The sequence below is a fragment of the Dysgonomonas termitidis genome, assembly GCF_054657735.1.
In genome coordinates, this window is record NZ_BAAHYD010000003.1 from 609,341 (window position 1) to 630,047 (window position 20,707).

Here is a 20,707-nt window from a genome sequence, read left to right on the forward strand (position 1 = left end):
GTCATATTATCTGATTTGGTATTCTCTCCTATTTAAAGAAGATTCTCATTATGTCATTCCCGTTGGCGACTAGCAGCAGAAGGAGTAAAAACAGCATGCCGCCTACCTGTGCATATTCCATAAATTTCTCATTCGGTTGCCGTTTGGTAATGGCTTCGTATAACAGGAACATAATGTGTCCTCCGTCCAGCGCCGGAATAGGGAGTATATTCATAAAGGCAAGTACGATGGACAGAAATGCAGTCATAGACCAGAATGCGTACCAGTTCCATTGAGCCGGAAACATATTTCCGATGCCGGCAAACCCACTCAGGTTTTTCACTCCTTCTTTGGAGAATACAAAGCGTATCTGCGCCACGTATCCTTTAAGTGTTGCTACACCATTGTTGATTCCCGCCGGAAATGATTCGAAAAAGCCATAGTGGTCGGTCTGCATATTCTTTTTCGAGAAAATATCGGACATCTTTGTCGAAGATGTGAAACCGATAACGCCCGATGTGTCTATTGCTGCTGAAACTGTCTGTACTTCGCCGTTTCTGTAGAAAGTGATTGTCAGCGTATGCTTTTCATTATCCCCCAGTTTATTGCTTATCCTTGTTACATATTTTTGGATACCCAGCTGAGAGGTAATCGATTGTGAATCGAGAGCGGTTATGCTATCTCCGCGTATCAGGCCGATTCTTTTAGCCTCGGAGTTTTCGCTTACGCTATCCACAACAGGTGCAGACCAATATTCATAAGCCACTTGTTTCGATGCAATTACACTGTCGGCAAAGCTTTCGGGGAGAGTCAACTCCATTTGTTTGCCATTGCGTACGATGGTTACGGTCTTGGCGTCGATGAAATGCATAAATGTATTCATATCGAGAACCCCGCGTCCCAAAACAAGTTCTTTGCCGTCGGCGCTCACCAGTATATCTTTATCCTGAAATCCTCCGTTTCTTTTTACTGTTTCGGAGAAAACCATCCCATCTTTTACATTCTTCAGAGGCAGGTATTCATCACCCCATACAAACAGCATCATAGAGAAGATGATGATAGCCAGTATGAAATTGAACAAAACACCGCCTACCATCACAAGCAGACGTTGCCATGCCGGTTTGGAGCGGAACTCCCATGGCTGGGGGGGAAGAGCCATTTGCTCCTTATCCATCGATTCGTCTATCATTCCCGATATTTTCACATATCCGCCTAATGGCAACCATCCGATTCCGTATTCTGTATCGCTGTTCTTTGGCTTATATTTGAACAGGGAGAACCACGGATTGAAGAATAAATAGAACTTCTCAACTCTTATCTTGAAGAGGCGGGCGAATAAGAAATGCCCGAACTCATGTATAATAACCAGTATCGATAAACTTAGGATTAATTGTAACGCTTTAATTAAAATTGTTTCCATTAAAAAATCAGAGTGTTATTTGATAAATTCTTTTGCTATGTGACGGGCTTCCGTATCGGTCTGCACGTAATCTTCATACGACGGAGCCTGAATAAAACTTGTTTTGTGCATTGTTTTTTCTATGACCTCGCTCATTTCCAGAAATCCGACTTTGTCTTTCAGGAAAGCAGCTACCGCTATTTCGTTTGCCGCATTCATGATGCAGGCCATATTTCCTTTTACCCGCGCGGCCTCGAAAGCAAATGCCAGGTTGCGGAATCGCTCTATGTCGGGTTTTTCGAATGTCATTGTTTTCAGTTTGAAGAAGTCGAGCCGTTCGAAATTCGATTTCAATCTGTTGGGGTAAGCCAACGCGTATTGTATCGGCAGATGCATGTCGGGTAGTCCCAATTGTGCGATGATGGACGAATCCTCGAATTGTACCATCGAGTGTATGATGGATTGCGGATGCACAACAACCTCAATCTGGTCGGGGGTGACATCAAACAGCCATTTGGCTTCTATCATTTCCAGTCCTTTATTCATCAGGGATGCCGAATCGATCGTAACTTTTGCTCCCATGTCCCAGTTGGGATGTTTCAGGGCTTCGGCCTTTGTAACTATTGCCAGTTGTTGTGCAGAATGGTTTCTGAACGGGCCTCCGGATGCAGTAAGGATAATCTTTTCGATAGGAGAGCGTTCACCGTTGAGACATTGGAATATGGCAGAGTGCTCCGAATCGACAGGCAATATCGGTACTTTATGCTCAATGGCCAGGCTGGTAATCAGTTCACCTGCAACAACCAGAGTCTCTTTGTTTGCCAAAGCAATTACTTTTCCTGCTTTTATGGCGTTTATAGTGGGCTTCAGACCCGAGTAGCCAACCATAGCGGTTAGTACCATGTGGATAGGTTCGCTTTGCACTACCTGTGCTATCGACTCGCTTCCGGCCCATACTTTGATCGGTAAATGCTGTAGGGCCTCTTTTAGTTGGGTATATTTATTTTCGTTGGCAATGACTACGACCTCAGGGGAGAACTCCTCTGCCTGTCTGATGAGTAAATCTATATTTTCATTGGCGGTTAGTGCGTATATTTCAAAATGGTCAGGATTTTCTCTGACTATATCGAGCGCTTGTGTTCCAATTGATCCTGTAGAGCCTAGTATTGCAATATTCCTTTTCATATGTGGTTTTAGAAAGATATATAGTTTTCAGGATTTACGGCATTGCCTCTATACCAAAGTTCAAATTCGAGCGTTGGAGTTGTTTTACTTTCTCCTTTTTCATCATCTTCTTCTTTGGTTTCTATTATAGCTATAGCCTCTCCTGTACGCACCTTATCTCCTGTTTTCTTTAGTAGTAGTGTGTTGTACCTGTATACTGAAATAAATCCGTTTTTATGCTGGATTTGTATTGTATGTCCTGTCTTTAGATCATATCCGGCAAAAATGACTACACCCTCCAGTGTTGCCAGTACCGTTTCTTTAGGGGAGGTTTTTATCGTTACCCCGAAGTGTCCGCCGGAAGGATCGAATCTGTTTGTTATTATTCCCCTGACCGGCCTGAAGAATACAACACCTTCCATTGGATTGGTGGTATTGGATGATAATACAGAGAGGTTGTACCGCTCTTCGTCTTCGTATCGTTTGGTATATTCTTTCTCCAGATCTGTTTTCTTGAGTAAGGGGTCATTTTCGGATACAGATATCGTATCGAGAATCTTTACCGAATCGATCTGACGGGTGCCGTCAAAAATACTGCGGAGATTACTTATATAAGCCTCCTGATATTTCAATTGCTGTTCGAGAGAGTCTGTCTTAATTGCCGACCGGATTGCTTTTTCCCTTACTTCGGCATCGAGATAACCCGGCAGGTAGTAGCGGATCGGTGTTGCTATGATAATAGCAGATGTAATTGCAATGAGAAAAAAAGCGAATACCAGAACCAAGACAGCACCTGAAAACATAGAAGCTTTAATCTTCCATATCTCTTCAAGTGTATTTTCATTCATTACGGAAAGGCGGTATTTGAAGTGCAACCGCTTCCATAGATTATGTTTGTTTTTTTTCTTCTTTATCATTCGGTGCTATGGCTTTTCTAACCATCAAAAGGCTTTCAAATTCTAATTATTTGACATATGTAGCCACTAATCTGCAAATTTAAGAAAAAAGCGATATATTACGGGAAGAAGAGGCAGAAGATTGTATTAAAATATCCTTTTTTTAAATATTTATTCCAAAAGGGACGCATTCTTATTTTTTTTAGCTATTTTTGCAGCCTGTAAATCTCGGAATATTAAATTGTTCCTAAGATGCAGTTATAATAATCTACATTTGTTGTAAGTTGAGTATGAGTTTATTAACTGATAAGTTATATCGGTACGACGCGGCCAGAAATACACGGGCTGCAGGAATTTACCCTTATTTTAGACAAATCCAGAGCGATCAGGACACCGAAGTCGTTATAAATGGGAAAAAGGTGTTAATGTTCGGATCAAATGCCTATCTGGGATTAACCAATCACCCGAAAGTAAAAGAAGCAGCCATAGAAGCTACCCGTAAGTATGGGACAGGGATGGCCGGTTCCCGTTTCCTGAATGGTACTCTTGATATCCATATCGAACTGGAAAAAAAGCTTGCAAAATTTGTAGGCAAAGAAGATGCTATCGTTTATTCGACAGGCTTCAATGTGAATCAAGGTGTAATATCTTGTATTACAGGGCGTGAAGATTACATATTGTGGGATGAGCTGGACCATGCTTCCATTATTGAAGGAGCAAGGGTTTCTTATTCTACAAAGTTGAAATTCCGTCACAATGATATGGAATCTCTCGAAAAACAGCTGCAAAGATGTGAACCTGACAAGGTGAAACTTATTGTGGTTGACGGGGTATTCAGTATGGAGGGCGATATAGCAAACCTTCCTGAAATAGTGAAACTCGCCAAACAATATAACGCCAGTGTAATGGTAGACGAGGCTCATAGCTTAGGGGTTCTCGGTAAAGATTACAGTGGAAAAGGACTTGTGGAACAAACAGGTTTAGTTGACGATGTGGAACTTATAATGGGAACATTCAGTAAATCTTTAGCTTCGCTTGGCGGATTTATCGCCGGAAGCGAAACTATTCTCGACTATCTGCGACACAATTCCCGCGCTTATATATTTACAGCCAGTGCTACACCGGCAGCTACAGCAGCAGCCAGCGCAGCGTTGGATATCATCATTTCGGAACCTGAGCGCATTAAGCATTTGTGGGATATTACTAATTATGCATTAGACGGTTTCCGTAGCAGAGGTTTTGAGATAGGACATACCGCTACTCCTATTATCCCGTTATTTATCAGGGATAATGAGAAGACGTTCATGATAACAAAATGGCTTTTCGAAGAAGGCATCTTTGTTAACCCTGTAGTGTCTCCGGCTGTTGCTCCGGCAGATACCCTGATCCGTTTCTCTCTGATGGCTACACATACCAAAGAACAGGTTGATATAGCTTTTGAGAAAATAGAAAAAGTATTCAAAAAAGCAGGAATATCCCTGGAAGCTGATGCCCGATAGGCAGAGCGACATTATATAACTGTATTACAAAATAAGATAGCCCTCTGTCCGTTAAAAGATAGAGGGTTTATTGTTTAGTAGCGAACCTATTTATTACTTTTGTGTCTGCAACAATAATAGTTGGTTACGATTAAATAATGTTGCGTTTATAAACAGGTGCTTATGAAAAAGATATCTCTATTATTGTTTATAGTCATTGTATCACTGCGTCTGGCGGCTCAGGATACGGGGGCTGAACTTGAAGCCCGTATCAGCTATGAAGTGGAAAGGCGGGATGCGGCAAATGAAACAATAACCGAAGAAGAGATAAAAAATAAGATATTCTCGGCTCCGGCGACATTCAGTTTCTATGGCTCCGGAGGCAGTAAGGCTGTCTATTATACATGGCTTCTCTACAAGAAGGGGGATTTGGAGAATCCTGTAGCACGTTATTCGGATAAGGATATAACAAGATATACCTTCGAAGAATTTGGAGAATATATTATGAAACTGGAGGTTGCAGACAATGATTCCAATACGTCTGAAGATACATTCTCATTTACTATTTCCGAATCTTATCTGGATCAGCCTAATTATTTTTCTCCGGGAGATTCTCCGGGTGCGAATGACGAGTTTCGGGTTGCATACAGGTCTATCGTGAAATTTAAGTGCACTATTTTCAATCGTTGGGGGCAAAAACTCTTTGAATTTACCGATCCGGCTAAGGGCTGGGACGGGACATATAAAGGGAAATATGTGAATACCGGGGTTTACTACTATGTAATAGATGCTTTGGGCTCTGATGGAATCAGATATAAAAGGGGAGGGGATATAAATATTCTCCGTTCCCGCTGAAATGGCTGTTGAAATAAATTTTTATTGTACCTCTAATTTGTTGTTTTATCATTATAATTTTATCTATAGTTATTTACTCCGGCTTTTAATTGATGCTCTCCGGGGAAATAAAAAGTTGGAAACGGAAAAGTGAAAGTTGAATAGAATTATCAATTGACGAAGCTAAATTGACAAAGTAAAAAATAGTATAAAAAGTGTCAACTTTGTCAACTTTTTATGAGTGGTAAGTTTTAAGTGTAAGGGTATTATGTTTATTCACTGTTATTTACGATGTGTATGCTGCACTGAACAATAAGCTGGGCAAAAAAATGGGATATGCATTACACCCCTGTAAGACTTTTCGATAGAGATTAATTGATTTGAAGGGTTTGCCCTAATAATAAGAGAGAGATTGCTAAGTTCTGATAAAAAAAACTATATTTGAGACATAACCAGTAACTATAAATATGAAATACATCCTGTTGTTCGTCCTTTTTATCCTGCTTTCGGCATCCATGTTTTCTCAGGAGTATAATCTCGCAGGTATGCAGGGGTTAAGGAATGAGAAAGGTGAAGTAATGCTGGAATTGAGCGGGTATGAGATTGCCATTATAACTGTTAAGGGACAGATAAATAATGAAAAGACAATCGATGCCATAAAAAAGAAGTATAATATAGAAACGGTTCTGGCCGAATATTCCGAACCCGAAATTCAGAGAACAAATAAGATAATAGAATCTGAATCGAAGATAAAAGATCGTCCGAAGGCAAAGCTTAGTCAGGTATTTTATATATTCGGTAAATCTGATAAAGAAGTGGAAGTTGTCTCATTTCAGACGCTAAACCAGCGTGATATTGTATTGGAAGAGGAGGTTGTCAGGGTATTTCTCGAAAACGGACTTACATATTATATCTCGGATGAAAGGACTGCTAATTCTATTTCGTTCGCCGGTCGGGAAATAAATCTCGGTTCGGCATGTGCCTGGATGAGTCCGCATAATGTGAACTGTAAAGGCGGACAGATGAGCTGGTCGGAGTTTCCATCGTTCGAAAGTGCCAATCTGGATATCAATACACGTATTGAAGCCAATATAAATGAGAATATGGATATACTGGCTGAGGATGATATCGATGTCGTATTCGAAGGGATTCCTTCCCTTGCCCACCGTGTGGTGTATAAACAAAAGTCAGGATTTGGACGGAGAACAAACCCGCTGATAGTTTATTATATAGTGCAGGAGGTCAGGGGGCGATATATAAGTTGTGTATTGAGTAATTACGGATATAACAGGAATGACTATGAACTGGCCCCGCTTTTACAGGAAGTGATGAGCATACCTGTATTGCCGGATACCGCATATAACCAGTTCGATATACCTCAGTTTGAAGAAAGCAGGAAACAAGAGCCCGGGGAGAAAGAATATCTTGTAAACCTTATCGAGATCCGTGCCGGAAGCTGGTTGCCGCTAGGCAGTTTGAGGAATGCGTATAAAGCGGCTCCATCTATTGGCGCTTATATAGGCTATCCCATAAAGAAAGTAATGGCCGTGGATATCGGTTTTCAGGTGGCTTTTCCTGTAAGCCGGGAACTTTTCGATTATTATTACCGGAAAGAGCCCTATGCTACAAAAGCCGATGTAGTAGTGAATGTGAACGCGCGTTTCCGTTATCAGCAGGAGGCCGCCAGAAATGTTTACTGGACCACCTATGCAGGGGCCGGGGTGATTTCAGTTCAGACCGATCTGGAAAAAGAATATTACGATGACGGAGAAAGCAAATGGTATAGTTTTGAAACATTAGATGTCTTTGGTGGCGTGAATATCCGGTATAAGAAAGTAGGGCTGTATCTCGAATATCATTATACACCATATTCCATCGCTAATAAGGTAAGGGCGAATTATGGGAATAGCGCAGTGAATCTGGGCGTGGCGGTTTGCTTTTAATCGTATGCCCGTATTTTATTCAGCTTTCTTGGCCTCCTCCCATAAGGCATCCATTTCGGACAGGGTCATATCTTTCAGGATTTTCCCCTGCTTCTTTGCCGCTTGTTCGATATAGTTGAACCTATGGATAAACTTTTGGTTTGTACGTTCCAATGCATTATCGGGATTGACCTTATACAGGCGGGCTGCGTTAATCAGGCTGAAAAACATATCTCCGAACTCAGCTTCTGTCTTATCGGCATCCATATTCGCTATTTCATTTTTCAGTTCTGTGAACTCTTCCGAAACCTTATCCCATACATCCTCTTTCTTTTTCCAGTCAAATCCGGCATTACGAGCTTTATCCTGTATCCGGTGGGCTTTAGCGATCGAAGGTAAGGATGCCGGTACTCCTTCGAGGATGGTTTTGTTTCCGCCTCTTTCTTTCAGTTTGAGTTGCTCCCATGATTTCTCCACATCGCCGGCTGTCTTGGCTGCATCATTACCGAATACATGGGGGTGGCGGAATATGAGTTTGTCGCATAGGGCGTTGCATACATCGGCAATATCATAGGTTTCTTTTTCTTCTCCTATTTTTGCATAGAATATGACGTGAAGAAGCACATCTCCCAGTTCTTTCTTAATCTCGTTATCATTGTTTTTAATGATGGCCTCACAGAGTTCGTATACTTCTTCGATTGTGTTTGTGCGCAGACTTTCGTTTGTTTGTTTGGCATCCCAGGGACATTTTACCCGTAGTTCGTCCATGATGTCGAGAAGCCTGCCGAATGCTTCCAGCTTTTGTTCTTTTGTATGCATAGTCGCTTATTTTACTATTTAGAGAAAAAGCAGGATCTTTCAAACCTGCTTCCTCGTCCTTTATTTTGTTTCTTCTTTTGCTTTCTTGAAATTGGTGAGTCCCTTATTCAGGAAGTCGATATACTTGTTCACATCTTCATCGTAGGCGTATGAAGGGCCTATTGGTTTTCCCGCATGGTCGAGCAATACATAGTATGGTTGGGAATTGGTCCCAAACTTATGCCGTTGCAGGTAACTCCACTTATCTCCGATTGTTTTTAGCTTAGTTGTTTTGCCGTTTTCTTCCACCTCTATAACCTCCGGCAATTTCTTCTTGTCGTCCACCATCAATGTTATCAGCACATAATCCTTTTCAAGAAGGTCTTTCACACGGGCATTGGTCCATACGGAAGCCTCCATTTTGCGGCAGTTGACACAACCATATCCCGAAAAGTCTATCATCACAGGCTTATTGTTCTTACGGGCATATTCCATACCGGTTTCATAATCATCGAAAATGGCATGAACTTCACCCTTATACAGACTGAAATCCTGGGTAAATAACGGAGGAGAGAAAGCGCTTATCGATTTCAGTGGCGCCCCCCACAAGCCCGGGATCATATAAATGGCAAATGCAAATGAGATGATAGCCAAAAAGAGGCGTGGCACAGATACATGTTTCAGGTCGCTATCGTGCGGTAATTTAAGTTTACCCAACAGATAAACGCCAAGTAATGCAAAAATGGCAATCCACAATACAAGGAACACTTCACGGTCAAGTATGCCCCATCCATAAGCCAAATCGGCTACAGAGAAGAATTTGAGAGCTAAAGCCAATTCCAGAAAGCCTAGCACGACTTTAACCGAATTGAGCCATCCTCCCGATTTAGGCATGCTTTCGAGCCATGACGGGAATATCGCAAATAACGAGAATGGTATAGCCAGAGCCAATGCAAAGCCAGACATTCCTATTGCAGGGGCGACAATCGAACCTGAGCCGGCAGCTTGTACCAGCAATGTCCCTATAATAGGCCCTGTGCAGGAGAATGAAACCAAAGCCAGCGTAAATGCCATGAAGAAAATGCTGATAATACCTGTCGTAGAATCGGCCTTCTGGTCCATCTTATTCGTCCATGAAGAAGGTAAAACCAGTTCGAACGCGCCGAAAAACGATATGGCGAAAACAACCAGCAGGGCAAAGAATATCAGATTGAAAATAGCGCTGGTTGCCAGATCATTCAGTGCACTTGCGCCGAATATAGCTGTGATAAGCAATCCTAATGCAACATATATAATAATGATGCCCAAGCCGTAAGTCATGGCATCCTTTATAGCCTTGCCTTTGTTCTTTTTGTTCCGTTTCAGGAAAAAGCTGACAGTCATAGGTATCATCGGCCATACACAAGGTGTAAGTAAGGCCAGAAGCCCCCCGCCGAAACCTCCCAGAAATATCCAGAACAATGATTGGTCGGAAGTATCTCCGGCCGCACCATAGGCTCTCACTTCTTCTATCACAGGCATCCATAGGTCGCTGTTACTGGCAGGTGTTGCCGCCATCTGATTTAATGAGTCTGATGTTGCTGTATCTACAGATGGGGTTTCGTCTGCGGTTCCGGTAGATATTCCGCTGGCGGGAACCAATGTTGCCGGTAGATCTTTGGATTTGAAATTCAAATCTATTTTTATAGGGATACATTGTCCGTCTACTTCGCTGCATACCTGGGAGCGTAAATCTCCTTCGAGTATAAATGCAGCTTTGTCCGTAACTTTCAGGCGCTGTATGAATGTAGCCTGTGTTTCGTAATACCCGATTTCCATCTGGAATATTTCATCGTAACTCTTTTTCAGTTTTGAGTTTACAGCTTTAAATTCACCTGCTTTGGTTGCGCCTTTCAGGTTGTCTATGGTCAGGCTGGTCGGCATAGGACCACCTTCGGGAATGTGTATGTCGTAAAGGTGCCATGTAGGATCAATTTTAAAATTAGCGGTTAATTCTACTTCGCCGTTTCCCTTGTCTACAAGCTTAACTGTCCATGTTGCAGGATCCTGGGCATATATTCCAGTTATTGATAGAACTGATAAAATCAGGTATAATAATGTTTTTTTCATAAACAACATCTATATCGATGGTTATTATATTATTTATAAGAATGACAAAGTTAAAAAAAAGAGTGTATAATAGCAGAGTGACAATCTCTTTTTTAGATTATTTGGGTAATATACTTTAATTTGTTGTTACAGGGATATGCCTCCTTTGTAATAATATCTTTATGATATTGCAAATGCAAGTTGATAGATCTGATGTATATGATGATAAAAGAATCGCCCGGAGCAAGTATGCCTGCAGAGCGATTCTCAAAATATTACAATCTATTATCGACTTACGTTATCTCTTCAATTCATGATACAGTATGTGACTTTGCGCCCTTTTTCGTCATATATATTTACCATACTTTTATATTTGTAGGCGGGCTTGTCAGTATTATTCTCGTTTATGCTTTTGGTGCCCGTCGGAGAGTTACCTGAATAGATTTCGATAGATATATCGAATAACTGGTTCCGGATCGGTTTTGGCAGAGTGACAGAGAATTCCTGCATAGTAGAACCCCCGCCCATATAAGTGTAAATATATAATACAGGAGCATTGTCTGCTTCGTAAACATAAGTCGTTTGGGTGTACACGTGAGCACCATTGTCTACAAGAGCGATGGGTGCAGCATATGTAAAATAATCTGTAGTTGGAAGATTGTTTTTTGTTCTGCCAATAACGTAAGTGTATTTAGCTGCATTCTGTATCAAAAAACTGTTATTTGTGCTTAAAGTCGGGTTCTCCGGAAAAGTAACGTTTATCCTTATCTTTGCACAGGATCTGACTAAATCGACAACTGCCGGGCTGTGAGCGGCATCATTAAAGTTGAAGTTGAGAGTAGAACCATACATACAGAAGCCATTTGCGGGAGCCAGATTATTCCTTTTGTCTACAGCCGGGGTAGTCAGTGCTTTTAAGGCATCGACAGTTGAAACACTGTTAAGTGTGGCTGTATTGTCATAATTAGCGACAATATAGATATCTTTACGAAGTACGGTAGCGGGATCTAATGGTAACGTTATCAATTTATAATCATCAACAGACGAAAATCCGGAATACACATATTTGTTCGTAATCACATTTGATGATGGCTCCGTAAAAAAGACACTGATATTTTTTACGGTTTGTTCACTTTGCAGATTATCTCCATCGATAACCTTGGTACTGAACCCTGCATATTGTATAAGCTTTATTGAAACACTCTTGCGGTTATTACCTGGATAGTCTTCCGTATTTTCACTGCAGCTTGAATAAAAGAGGAGCAGTATTATTGATAATATGTAATAATATATTTTTTGCATGTCAATTTTATTCTACAACTCTTACACAACGTGAAATGGTACTACTGAAATCGTACCTTTCAAACTGTTCGTAAAGGACTTTTTCTCTATTTCCGGGAATACTGAGATCCAGGTAGCCAGCGTACCAATATGCTCTAACCTGAACTACTACTTCAGAATAAAACCAAGCTAAACCACTGTTATTCGGAGGGGCAGAATAAGGCCATCCTCCCGGATAATCGGTCTCTCTTATCATAATATCACCGGGAGTAAAGAACCGGTCAATAACATCCAGTTTAATATCGCCCAGATTGTCTTTTCCATTATCAGAAAGTACTATGCCGGATAGATCCACGCCTGTTAATCTTTGCAATAGAGCCTGTGCTTCCTGCCTGAAAGGTAATGGGTAGAATGGCAGATTGTAACTTACACCTTCCCATGTATTGGATTGCCAGATTCTGTATGTCTGATCAAATAATGTAAGGAAAGACATCATTTCACATGAATTGATAAGGCGCCAGCCTTCACCATATTTCTTTTCGCAATAGTACGGAGGGCTTCCCCGCGTTATTGAAGGGCCTTGAATTACAGGATCCCAGTAATTTACCACATCACCATATGCTCCTTGCAGACCTTGTGGCAAAATTTCATCTTTGTTCAGTATTTCAATCTTCCTTGAAGTTTCGCACAAAACAGGGATGATAATAACACTTGAGTCGGTAGGGATTACAGGGGGGACTGCAATCGTTTTATCTCCGTGGAAAATATATTTGTATTCATCTTTATTCCAGGGCTCAATATATGCTTTAATCTGGATACCGCCCTGAGAGTTGACATAAGCATTCACTATATAGTGATAATTGCGTATAACACTATTGGACGATATGGAGGGGATATTTCGTCTTTGTAGAGCAATTCCGCTTTTTCCCTGATCTGTTTCTATCGGGAAGGCTTTATTGTTGATGTGCAGTTCGGTAAAATCCGTACTGTTTTCCTGAATAAGAAATTCGGGAATAAAGAATGTAACAGCCCCGATACTATCGTTTCCATAATCAAGTCCGGAAATATCAGCCGGCTTTGAGTTTGTCTTTTGTCCGTTATAGTAATTATCTACCGGAGGAATTGATAAGTCGGCCGCTATGTTTGATAATTGTACGGAGGTAATAGTATTTGCCGGAATATTGCTTCCTGCTACTTTTTTTCTGAAAATCACATCTACTTTAGCCAAAGATCTTATCAGTTCGACTTTTCCTGTCGGAATAGCCAGCGAAGCGGGATTTTGCTCGGTGCCACCACTTATAACCGAAATATTATCATATATGCCAGACATAACAAAACGTCCGTTTCGCTCAGTTTCACTGGGAATGAAATCAGGATTGTATTGCAAATTGAGGAACCGGGCATCTGTAGAAAATTGCGATTTATTTTCAATAGCCATAAGTGCCGATACGAAATCTTTGGTGTAAACCGACTCATTGGCAATAAAGTAAAAATCGTAAGTGCCCGGGCGTATAATAATACTTTTACTATGATTGGCAAAGCCATTCGGAAAATATAGTTTTTGATTGAATACTATTTGTCCGTCAGACGTGTTGAATACGAGCATCCGCAGTTCATCTACACGATCCTCCCAGTTTACCTTATCTTCGTTAATGCCAGAGGATGAAGCTTTCAACGATAGTGAAATAACAGCTTCGTCTTCGTTATCCGGGACCTTTCCCTGGTCATCATTGCTGCAACTTGTAGCTAAAAACAGGGAGGAGAAGATAATTATAAAACATTTTATTTTTTTTGTTATGTTACCAACCGGTTTCATATCATCTTGATTTCTTCTGATTATATCTCAGTTTCATAACTATGTACCAGCCAGTTATTGACCCATATTTCCATAATGGTGTATGTTCCGCAACTACATTGGTCTCTGGTTGTAAATCTGATTATAAAATCATGGTCGCAAGCCAGATTTACGTCCGGATTCTTCAATAACAGGGTCCCTAGCAGGCTACCTCTGTATAGTTCGGCTCCGTTGAGCTTGCTTTTTATTATGATATTATTATTATGTCCTGTTTCAAGTTTAAGCAGTGTAAAACGGGCTTCCATAACCCCACCTCTTACTATATGTTCTGCGGAATGTTCTATCACTTCGTCAGAAGCGACACTTCCGTCTATATTCATAGAACCGTTATCCGACTCTATTTCAATTTCATATTCTTCTGCCTTTAATAATCCTTCGACTGAAATCTCAATACGATTGGTAATTTCCTGCATATTGACAGCCGTATTTTCAAAAATTGATTCCGAGTTATCGGCTTGCGGTACATATACAGCAGGGCTTTCCCCGTAATATACCCTGGTGCCGTTTATACTTGATGCTTTCTGTGCAGCCCGCTTTAAGCGAAAAAGCAGTCCGTTTTTTGTAGTCGATCCTACTTTAAGTGTTATAAGATCATAAAGGTCAGCATTTATTCCTGACCATGCTATAACAGTGTAGAGCCCGCTTTCGGTTTCAATGGTCTGACGGAAGTCTTTCTGTAATTTTGTATCATTTAACTGCCTGGAAGAAACTAATATGCCATTCTTATCAAATACACCAATCGTGAGGTTTTTTATCTGTTCGGGATAACTAACGTCAATATCGCACGATGATTTGGAATAAAAGTTTACATTTATTCCCTGTACACAATCTTTATAATCATCTTTGATACATCCCGAGAAAATGGAGAGAATAATCAAACCCGTCAACAGAATTGGTTTACTACTTAAATTCATTTTTGTTATTTCAATTAGCAGTATAAGTTTGTAATTATATCCTTTGGGGATTGGCATGCCCCAAAGGATATTTGGGGTCTCTTATATTATAACTCTATATCATAAGAATGTACAGTCCAGTCCAGAATAGATATATCAACTGTCATATATGTTTGTTCAGGAGATAACGGGTCCACTGGATCAATAGGGGTTTGCGGTTCGTCCGGATTACCGGGCTTAGGGTCCGGATTGTCTGTGCCCGGAACCAAAGGATTCCAGTTAAGTCCTATTTTCTTGAAAGCAGAAATATTTATGTGATAAATATTATTTCTTACCACAGGCGAATTGAGGGGTTTTGCAGTATTATCAGGATTAAGCCATGCGTATTGAAGCATTTTCCCTCCTTCATATAGTGCTACTTTCTGATTTTGAACGGCAGCTTGTGCTGCTCCTTTGGTAGAGTATATTTTCCCATCGGTTTCCCCCACGTAGAATGTGCCGTTAGTAAGAGCACCTCCATCAGCTATAGCAGATGGCAGAGGAGTGAATTTGGCCCTGACTAATACATATGCAGTGTTACCCTTTTTGTACTGAGATGTTTTTACATCGCCTTCTGTATGGGTGTTTTCAAATAAAAATTTTCCCCGGAGGGATTTATATCCGTCACCGGCGATAGGTCTTGCCGGAACAGTAGCAGGTGTCGTTAAATCCGCATAATCATAATATTGGGGCGCATCGGTACTGTAAGTACCTAAGGCAGGTACATAGGAGCTACCCCAGGTAACATGATCCGTTTGGGATGAGAAGTAAACTTTGTTGGTACCTTGTGCTACAGAGTAAGTCATATTGGAGATTGTTCCTATTTTAGCTCCGTTGTCATCTAACAGGTCGGTTGATGCTGTGGAGGTTACGATGACGCGGGAAGCAATACGTTCTGCTTGTATGCTTATTCTATTGGTCCCTGTAGTTACTTCCTGGACGGTTATATCCGGCTCAATATATGTAGGGGAGCTCTTTCCGGTCATCGTGATAACATCATAGTTTACTCCGGAGACAGTTTTAATCTGTGCCAGACCTGCAATGGGTAAAAGGTTATTGCTCGCAGGCGTGGTTGTACCTAATGGATTGGGACTGTTTAATACAACGTAAACAACTTTTGTGCCGGATGTAGTTCTGAACGGCTGGCTGGGAGAAATGACCGTTCCGCTGGCGGACAGATCCGTACCCGAGAACCGTTTTGCTTCCATCGTTTTATCTGTTCCGAGCATATAAACGTCGAGCGTTTGTATGCCGTCATTTCCTACATATTCTCCATCAGGGTTGTAATCTCCCGGTAAAGCCTTTGTTGAGCCTTTAGGAAGGGAGATGGATAAATTGATATAGGTCGGAGAGCCTTCGGCCTCACCGCCTTCTGTATCCTCTGTGTCATTATTGCTACAGGCTATAAAGCCGAGTACAATAGCAGATGCTAAAAAATACTTTTTGGAATTCATAATGCTTCTTAATTGATTTATTACAAGACTCTTATTGTCGGTTATTTGTGTTTGTTGAAAATTCAAAGGATTCATTTTTACACATAGTAATCTCCCCTTCATTGCCCAATATATTATCTGGATTCTGAAATATATTCTGCAATAAAAAAAATACAGTTACTACGTCTTTAATGATTATGCCCTAAAAATGGAGTTTTAAGTTTTATACTCTAATTCAAATTTTTATACCCTGATTCTTTATGCTTTATGCTGTTGTCCTCTTTCCCTACTATAACGCCTTAGAATATAAAAAGTTCTGAATAAATCATTAAAATTATTACACTGATATATTTATAGTTATATATAACTTTATCTTTATATATTATTTTAACAGATGTTAATATACTCTGTTGACGATGAATACTGTTTTATTTCCTGTTTTTGATGTATAATTGGAGGAAAATAAATTGTAACTTTGTGATATTTAAATTCTTAATGTTAAAAAATAGAATTAAATGATGAGCCCGGTTTATTGCAGTATTATAGGGCACGGAGGCACATGATTTTTTGTCCTTGTCTGCTGCCGTCAGGAGCGTTACATCAATTATTGCTGATTGCTTATGATTACTAAAAGTTGAAGCTATGAAATCAATAAACAAAACGACAGATTCTAAAGTGTTGGTCAGAATAGAAAAATTACAGGATAAAGAAGTCCTGCTGGATTATGAAGAGAATGATACAGCGATACCTTCCCCTGTGTTAGGAGGTACATTGATCAGTACATGGGCGCAGGAAGCGGAACCGGAGGAAAAATACTACCTTATCATTGATGACTGTAGCTACGAAGTGAATAAATCTTTGTATGAGAATGTGGATACCGGTGATCTTGTACGGATGATATACAGCCAGGATGGAAAGGTATTGCTTTCGATAACACCGGATGCCGGTGATTGATTAAAACAGAATTTTATGTAAGAATAATATTTCGTAGGATGCGTATAGGAATTATATAAATAATTATTACATTTGCGCCTGATTTACATTACACAAACTATTATAAAAAAGGACTACTCAGAATGGAACGGTTATTATTGATAACATTTCTATTTTTTGTACTAATGGGAATGCAGGAAAGCCTTGACGCACACCGGATGCAGAAGGTATAAGGCTCCTCAGGGAAGGGACTGGTCCTTCGGAAGTGAAGAAAACAGAAGCACGTAACGGAGTGTTGCGTTATGTGGGAGGAGATTATCTGATACTGGTACTTGGGGTAGGTGCATACATTATGATAAAGAAAAAGAAGTCTAAGGGAATAGATCTTTAAATACAGAGCCGATATTTAGTTTTCGGCTTTTTTTATGCTTAATTGGTAATATGAAAAACAAATTTAAGAATGGAAGAGAAAAAAGTAGTATTGGGAATTAAAGAAAAACCGAGACCGGCGCAATGGTTGCTGTTGAGTATCCAGCATCTGTTTGCCATGTTTGGCGCTACGGTTTTAGTTCCGGCCCTGACAGGAATGAGCCCTGCAGTAGCATTGATCTCCAGCGGTATAGGTACGCTTGTTTTTATAGCAATAACGAAGGGGAAGGTACCGTCTTATCTGGGGTCTTCATTTGCCTTTATCAATCCTATTATCGCCGTAAAGGCTTTAGAACTTGATCCTGCGTCAGGAGTGGGTATGGGGAGTTTTCTGGTTGGTAGTTTTCTTGTAGGGGTGACTTATTCCGTTGTAGCTCTTGTTATTACTAAGGCGGGGACTAAATGGCTGATGAAATTATTGCCACCTGTAGTTGTAGGTCCTGTTATCATGGTTATTGGATTGGGGCTTTCGGCGACAGCAGTGAATATGTCAACAAATAATCCGGCCGGAGATTACGACCTTACTTATGTGATAGTTGGTTTGGTTACTCTTACTATAACTATTCTCACAGCTATATTTACCCGTGGTTTCCTGAGTGTAATACCTGTACTTGTGGGTATTGTAGGGGGGTATGTATTTTCTATAATCCTGGGTGTTGTTGACCTGCAGGCAGTTATAGATGCCAAATGGATTCAGTTGCCCCCATTCGAAGTGCCTTTTGTTCATTATACACCATCATTTACATGGAGAATATTCCTGATGATGGTTCCTGTGGCTATCGTTCCTATTGCCGAACATATCGGTCATCAGTTGGTACTCAGCAAAGTTGTAAATAAAGACCTTATAAAAGATCCGGGACTGGATCGTTCCATGTTGGGCGATGGTGTTGCTACAATGATTGCCGCTTCTATCGGAGGACCTCCGGTAACAACATACGGCGAGAATATCGGAGTGTTGGCTATTACACGTGCGTTCAGTATCTATCTGTTTGTCGGTGCCGCCGTCTTTGCCATACTGTTTGGCTTTTGCGGTAAAATAGCGGCCTTGCTTACTACCATTCCGACTCCGGTTATGGGAGGGGTTTCTATCTTATTGTTTGGTATTATCGCTTCCAGCGGTCTGCGTATGTTGGTGGAGAATAAAGTGGATTTCAGCCGCAAACGTAACCTTATCATATCATCGGTTATTCTGGTTATCGGTATCGGCGGTGCAGCGATTCATATAGGAAAAACATTTTCACTCGAGGGCATGGCGCTGGCTTCTATCATAGGAGTGGTGTTAAACCAGGTATTGCCCGGTAAACAAGTCGTTGATTTTGACGAAATGTTTAAAGATTAAGCATAAACTAATTGCGGGTTATGGATTGTAAATTATCTCATTTGTATTTATAATCCATACTCGTTTTCCTTTATTTCCGGACCCCTGACGGCTCAGGGATATACTCCTTAATATAAGGTATTCCCTTGTATATCCTGCACAATTTTATACCTTTTTTCAGCATTAAATATAATAAATGCCGAATTTTCACCATGTTATAATAAGTTAATCGGTGTGATTTCCGGCGTAGCCGTTATATCCCTATTTTTAAGTGGTTTATCCGGAAATATGCTGTAAAACATACTTAAAATGCTGTTAAATAGTCCTTTTTTAAAGGAATTGGGGTTGCGAGCTTTTGAAATAAGTTTTATATTTGACGGTTATATAAACTAAACCGCATTTATTTCGAGGCCTGAATTATGGAAAAAACCCTTGTTATTCTGAAACCTTCATGCGTTCAACGAGCGTTGATGGGAGAGGTTATTTCCCGCTTTGAAAAGAAAGGTTTACGTTTAGCAGGAATGAAAATGATGCAATTGACCGACACTATTTTAAACGAACATTATGCTCATTTGAAAGAACGCCCGTTTTTTCAGCGAGTAAAGGATTCTATGCAAATATGCCCCGTTATAATTCAATGCTGGGAGGGGATTGATGCGGCCAAAGTCGTTCGTTCTCTAATCGGGGTGACTAACGGACGAGAGGCTCTTCCGGGAACAATCAGAGGCGATTTTTCGGTAAGTGCCCAGGAAAATATTGTACATGCTTCGGATTCCGCAGAATCGGCAAAAATAGAATTAAAAAGATTCTTTACAGATAACGAGATTTTTGATTATAAACTATCTACATATGCACACTTGTATGCATGTGACGAGATCTAAATTATATTATGCAAGAAAAGAAAAACAGTTTGACCGGAGGCTTGAAAAAACTGAGGCTACTACCTGTAGCAGCTATGTTTTTACTACCTATGAGTAGTTTCGCCCAACACACTGCCAATACCTCAGAATCTAATGCAGACAGAGTAGAATTAAAGTATAAGCAACGTCACAGCCGGATGAATGCTAATAATCTTTATGCCGATGGAATAAAGATCAAAAGAGACCTTTCTATATTGAAGGAAGTTCAGGAAGAACGCGTGCTTGCAGCGGATGAAATTCCTGCCGAAGACCTTTACAGCGGTATATGGAACAACCGTTATGTAAATGCTTACCGCTCTATAGAAAATATACCAGATACATTTACTGTGAATCTTTCCAATTTTACAATGCCTACAATGGGATATGTAACTTCCAATTTCGGCCCTCGCCGTCGCAGGATGCACTATGGTATAGACCTGAAAGTGCAGACCGGTGATACGATCTATGCCGCATTTGATGGAAAAGTACGTGTAAAGCAATATGAACGTCGTGGATACGGCTATTATCTGGCGCTCCGTCATCCGAATGGATTAGAAACTGTATACGGACATTTATCTAAGTTTCTGGTAGATGAGGATGATGTGGTAAAATCGGGAGATCCGATCGCATTAGGTGGAAATACAGGCCGTTCTACAGGCTCGCACCTGCATTTCGAAATGCGCTTTCTGGGAAACCCTATTAATCCGGTAAATATAGTTGATTTCGAAAATAAAGTGTGTCATAAAGATACATATACAGTTACAGCTGCAAGTTACAGCAGAAGTTCGAAAGGGGTGAATGTAAATACACTGGCTTCAACCACCCGATCGAAAGCAAATGTCAAAAATAAATATGCTTCAGGAAATGTCAATTATCACCGTATAAAGTCCGGTGATACATTGGGGGCCATAGCCCGTAAATATGGGACGACAGTGAGCAAAATCTGTGCACTGAACAGCATTACAGCAAAAACTACATTACGTTTGGGCAAATCCTTGAGGGTGTCTTAAACTGTGGTTGATTTATGAATAATAATAAGGCTGCCAGAACTAATTCTTGCAGCCTTTGT

The 20,707-nt window shown here is 40.6% G+C and carries 17 protein-coding genes; 8 read left to right on the forward strand and 9 right to left on the reverse strand.

The annotated features are described in order from the left end of the window. Positions 1-28 precede the first annotated feature (28 nt). Genes rseP through ACYQ3L_RS23800 form a run of 3 tightly spaced genes read right to left on the reverse strand, consistent with a single transcriptional unit; the run spans position 29 to position 3,459 of the window. On the reverse strand, positions 29-1,399 hold the full coding sequence (gene rseP, locus ACYQ3L_RS23790; protein ID WP_379998799.1) for an RIP metalloprotease RseP: 1,371 nt from the start codon (positions 1,397-1,399) through the stop codon (positions 29-31). A gap of 15 nt (positions 1,400-1,414) precedes the next feature. Then, positions 1,415-2,563, reverse strand: coding sequence for a 1-deoxy-D-xylulose-5-phosphate reductoisomerase (locus ACYQ3L_RS23795; protein WP_379998801.1), 1,149 nt, complete (start codon positions 2,561-2,563; stop codon positions 1,415-1,417). A gap of 8 nt (positions 2,564-2,571) precedes the next feature. Continuing rightward, the gene (locus ACYQ3L_RS23800; protein WP_379998803.1) at positions 2,572-3,459 is read right to left on the reverse strand and encodes a murein hydrolase activator EnvC family protein; all 888 of its coding nucleotides are present in this window, start codon (positions 3,457-3,459) and stop codon (positions 2,572-2,574) included. Between the two features lie 269 nt (positions 3,460-3,728). Between ACYQ3L_RS23800 and spt the strand changes: the two genes are divergently transcribed. The 3 genes from spt (at position 3,729) to ACYQ3L_RS23815 (ending at position 7,693) form a co-directional block, all read left to right on the forward strand. Continuing rightward, positions 3,729-4,937, forward strand: a complete 1,209-nt coding sequence (gene spt / locus ACYQ3L_RS23805) for a serine palmitoyltransferase (protein WP_379998805.1) — start codon at positions 3,729-3,731, stop codon at positions 4,935-4,937. A 162-nt stretch (positions 4,938-5,099) separates the two neighbouring features. After that, positions 5,100-5,771 (forward strand): T9SS type B sorting domain-containing protein, encoded by a 672-nt coding sequence (locus ACYQ3L_RS23810; protein ID WP_379998807.1) that lies wholly within the window; start codon positions 5,100-5,102, stop codon positions 5,769-5,771. Between the two features lie 446 nt (positions 5,772-6,217). Next, positions 6,218-7,693, forward strand: coding sequence for a hypothetical protein (locus ACYQ3L_RS23815; protein WP_379998809.1), 1,476 nt, complete (start codon positions 6,218-6,220; stop codon positions 7,691-7,693). 15 nt (positions 7,694-7,708) lie between these two features. On the opposite strand, the gene mazG is transcribed toward ACYQ3L_RS23815, so the two are convergent. From mazG to ACYQ3L_RS23845, 6 genes are all read right to left on the reverse strand, one after another. Further along, entirely contained in the window at positions 7,709-8,491 is a 783-nt protein-coding gene (mazG, locus tag ACYQ3L_RS23820; protein WP_379998811.1) for a nucleoside triphosphate pyrophosphohydrolase, read from the reverse strand. Positions 8,492-8,551: 60 nt separating this feature from the next. Continuing rightward, positions 8,552-10,588, reverse strand: a complete 2,037-nt coding sequence (locus ACYQ3L_RS23825; RefSeq protein WP_379998813.1) for a protein-disulfide reductase DsbD family protein — start codon at positions 10,586-10,588, stop codon at positions 8,552-8,554. Positions 10,589-10,864: 276 nt separating this feature from the next. After that, positions 10,865-11,860, reverse strand: a complete 996-nt coding sequence (locus ACYQ3L_RS23830) for a hypothetical protein (RefSeq protein ID WP_379998815.1) — start codon at positions 11,858-11,860, stop codon at positions 10,865-10,867. A 7-nt stretch (positions 11,861-11,867) separates the two neighbouring features. Further along, positions 11,868-13,655 (reverse strand): hypothetical protein, encoded by a 1,788-nt coding sequence (locus ACYQ3L_RS23835; protein WP_379998817.1) that lies wholly within the window; start codon positions 13,653-13,655, stop codon positions 11,868-11,870. A 20-nt stretch (positions 13,656-13,675) separates the two neighbouring features. Beyond that, positions 13,676-14,608, reverse strand: coding sequence for a FimB/Mfa2 family fimbrial subunit (locus tag ACYQ3L_RS23840; protein ID WP_379998819.1), 933 nt, complete (start codon positions 14,606-14,608; stop codon positions 13,676-13,678). Positions 14,609-14,694: 86 nt separating this feature from the next. Beyond that, positions 14,695-16,080 (reverse strand): Mfa1 family fimbria major subunit, encoded by a 1,386-nt coding sequence (locus ACYQ3L_RS23845; protein WP_379998821.1) that lies wholly within the window; start codon positions 16,078-16,080, stop codon positions 14,695-14,697. A gap of 621 nt (positions 16,081-16,701) precedes the next feature. Here ACYQ3L_RS23845 and ACYQ3L_RS23850 point away from each other — a divergent pair. From ACYQ3L_RS23850 to ACYQ3L_RS23870, 5 genes are all read left to right on the forward strand, one after another. After that, positions 16,702-17,013, forward strand: coding sequence for a hypothetical protein (locus ACYQ3L_RS23850; RefSeq protein WP_379998823.1), 312 nt, complete (start codon positions 16,702-16,704; stop codon positions 17,011-17,013). Between the two features lie 244 nt (positions 17,014-17,257). Further along, entirely contained in the window at positions 17,258-17,383 is a 126-nt protein-coding gene (locus tag ACYQ3L_RS23855) for a hypothetical protein (protein ID WP_379998825.1), read from the forward strand. A 69-nt stretch (positions 17,384-17,452) separates the two neighbouring features. Beyond that, on the forward strand, positions 17,453-18,760 hold the full coding sequence (locus ACYQ3L_RS23860) for a solute carrier family 23 protein (protein ID WP_379998827.1): 1,308 nt from the start codon (positions 17,453-17,455) through the stop codon (positions 18,758-18,760). 398 nt (positions 18,761-19,158) lie between these two features. After that, complete coding sequence (ndk, locus tag ACYQ3L_RS23865) at positions 19,159-19,620, forward strand: nucleoside-diphosphate kinase (RefSeq protein WP_379998829.1); 462 nt, start codon at positions 19,159-19,161, stop codon at positions 19,618-19,620. An 8-nt stretch (positions 19,621-19,628) separates the two neighbouring features. Then, positions 19,629-20,648: a peptidoglycan DD-metalloendopeptidase family protein gene (locus ACYQ3L_RS23870; protein ID WP_379998831.1), complete on the forward strand. Its 1,020-nt coding sequence runs from the start codon at positions 19,629-19,631 to the stop codon at positions 20,646-20,648. The last annotated feature ends 59 nt before the right edge of the window (positions 20,649-20,707 follow it).

Coding starts and splice junctions, on each gene's coding strand:
- rseP (WP_379998799.1), bottom strand. CDS start 1,399: ATGGAAACAATTTTAATTAAAGCGTTACAATTAATCCTAAGTTTATCG.
- ACYQ3L_RS23795 (WP_379998801.1), bottom strand. CDS start 2,563: ATGAAAAGGAATATTGCAATACTAGGCTCTACAGGATCAATTGGAACA.
- ACYQ3L_RS23800 (WP_379998803.1), bottom strand. CDS start 3,459: ATGATAAAGAAGAAAAAAAACAAACATAATCTATGGAAGCGGTTGCAC.
- spt (WP_379998805.1), top strand. CDS start 3,729: ATGAGTTTATTAACTGATAAGTTATATCGGTACGACGCGGCCAGAAAT.
- ACYQ3L_RS23810 (WP_379998807.1), top strand. CDS start 5,100: ATGAAAAAGATATCTCTATTATTGTTTATAGTCATTGTATCACTGCGT.
- ACYQ3L_RS23815 (WP_379998809.1), top strand. CDS start 6,218: ATGAAATACATCCTGTTGTTCGTCCTTTTTATCCTGCTTTCGGCATCC.
- mazG (WP_379998811.1), bottom strand. CDS start 8,491: ATGCATACAAAAGAACAAAAGCTGGAAGCATTCGGCAGGCTTCTCGAC.
- ACYQ3L_RS23825 (WP_379998813.1), bottom strand. CDS start 10,588: ATGTTGTTTATGAAAAAAACATTATTATACCTGATTTTATCAGTTCTA.
- ACYQ3L_RS23830 (WP_379998815.1), bottom strand. CDS start 11,860: ATGCAAAAAATATATTATTACATATTATCAATAATACTGCTCCTCTTT.
- ACYQ3L_RS23835 (WP_379998817.1), bottom strand. CDS start 13,655: ATGAAACCGGTTGGTAACATAACAAAAAAAATAAAATGTTTTATAATT.
- ACYQ3L_RS23840 (WP_379998819.1), bottom strand. CDS start 14,608: ATGAATTTAAGTAGTAAACCAATTCTGTTGACGGGTTTGATTATTCTC.
- ACYQ3L_RS23845 (WP_379998821.1), bottom strand. CDS start 16,080: ATGAATTCCAAAAAGTATTTTTTAGCATCTGCTATTGTACTCGGCTTT.
- ACYQ3L_RS23850 (WP_379998823.1), top strand. CDS start 16,702: ATGAAATCAATAAACAAAACGACAGATTCTAAAGTGTTGGTCAGAATA.
- ACYQ3L_RS23860 (WP_379998827.1), top strand. CDS start 17,453: ATGGAAGAGAAAAAAGTAGTATTGGGAATTAAAGAAAAACCGAGACCG.
- ndk (WP_379998829.1), top strand. CDS start 19,159: ATGGAAAAAACCCTTGTTATTCTGAAACCTTCATGCGTTCAACGAGCG.
- ACYQ3L_RS23870 (WP_379998831.1), top strand. CDS start 19,629: ATGCAAGAAAAGAAAAACAGTTTGACCGGAGGCTTGAAAAAACTGAGG.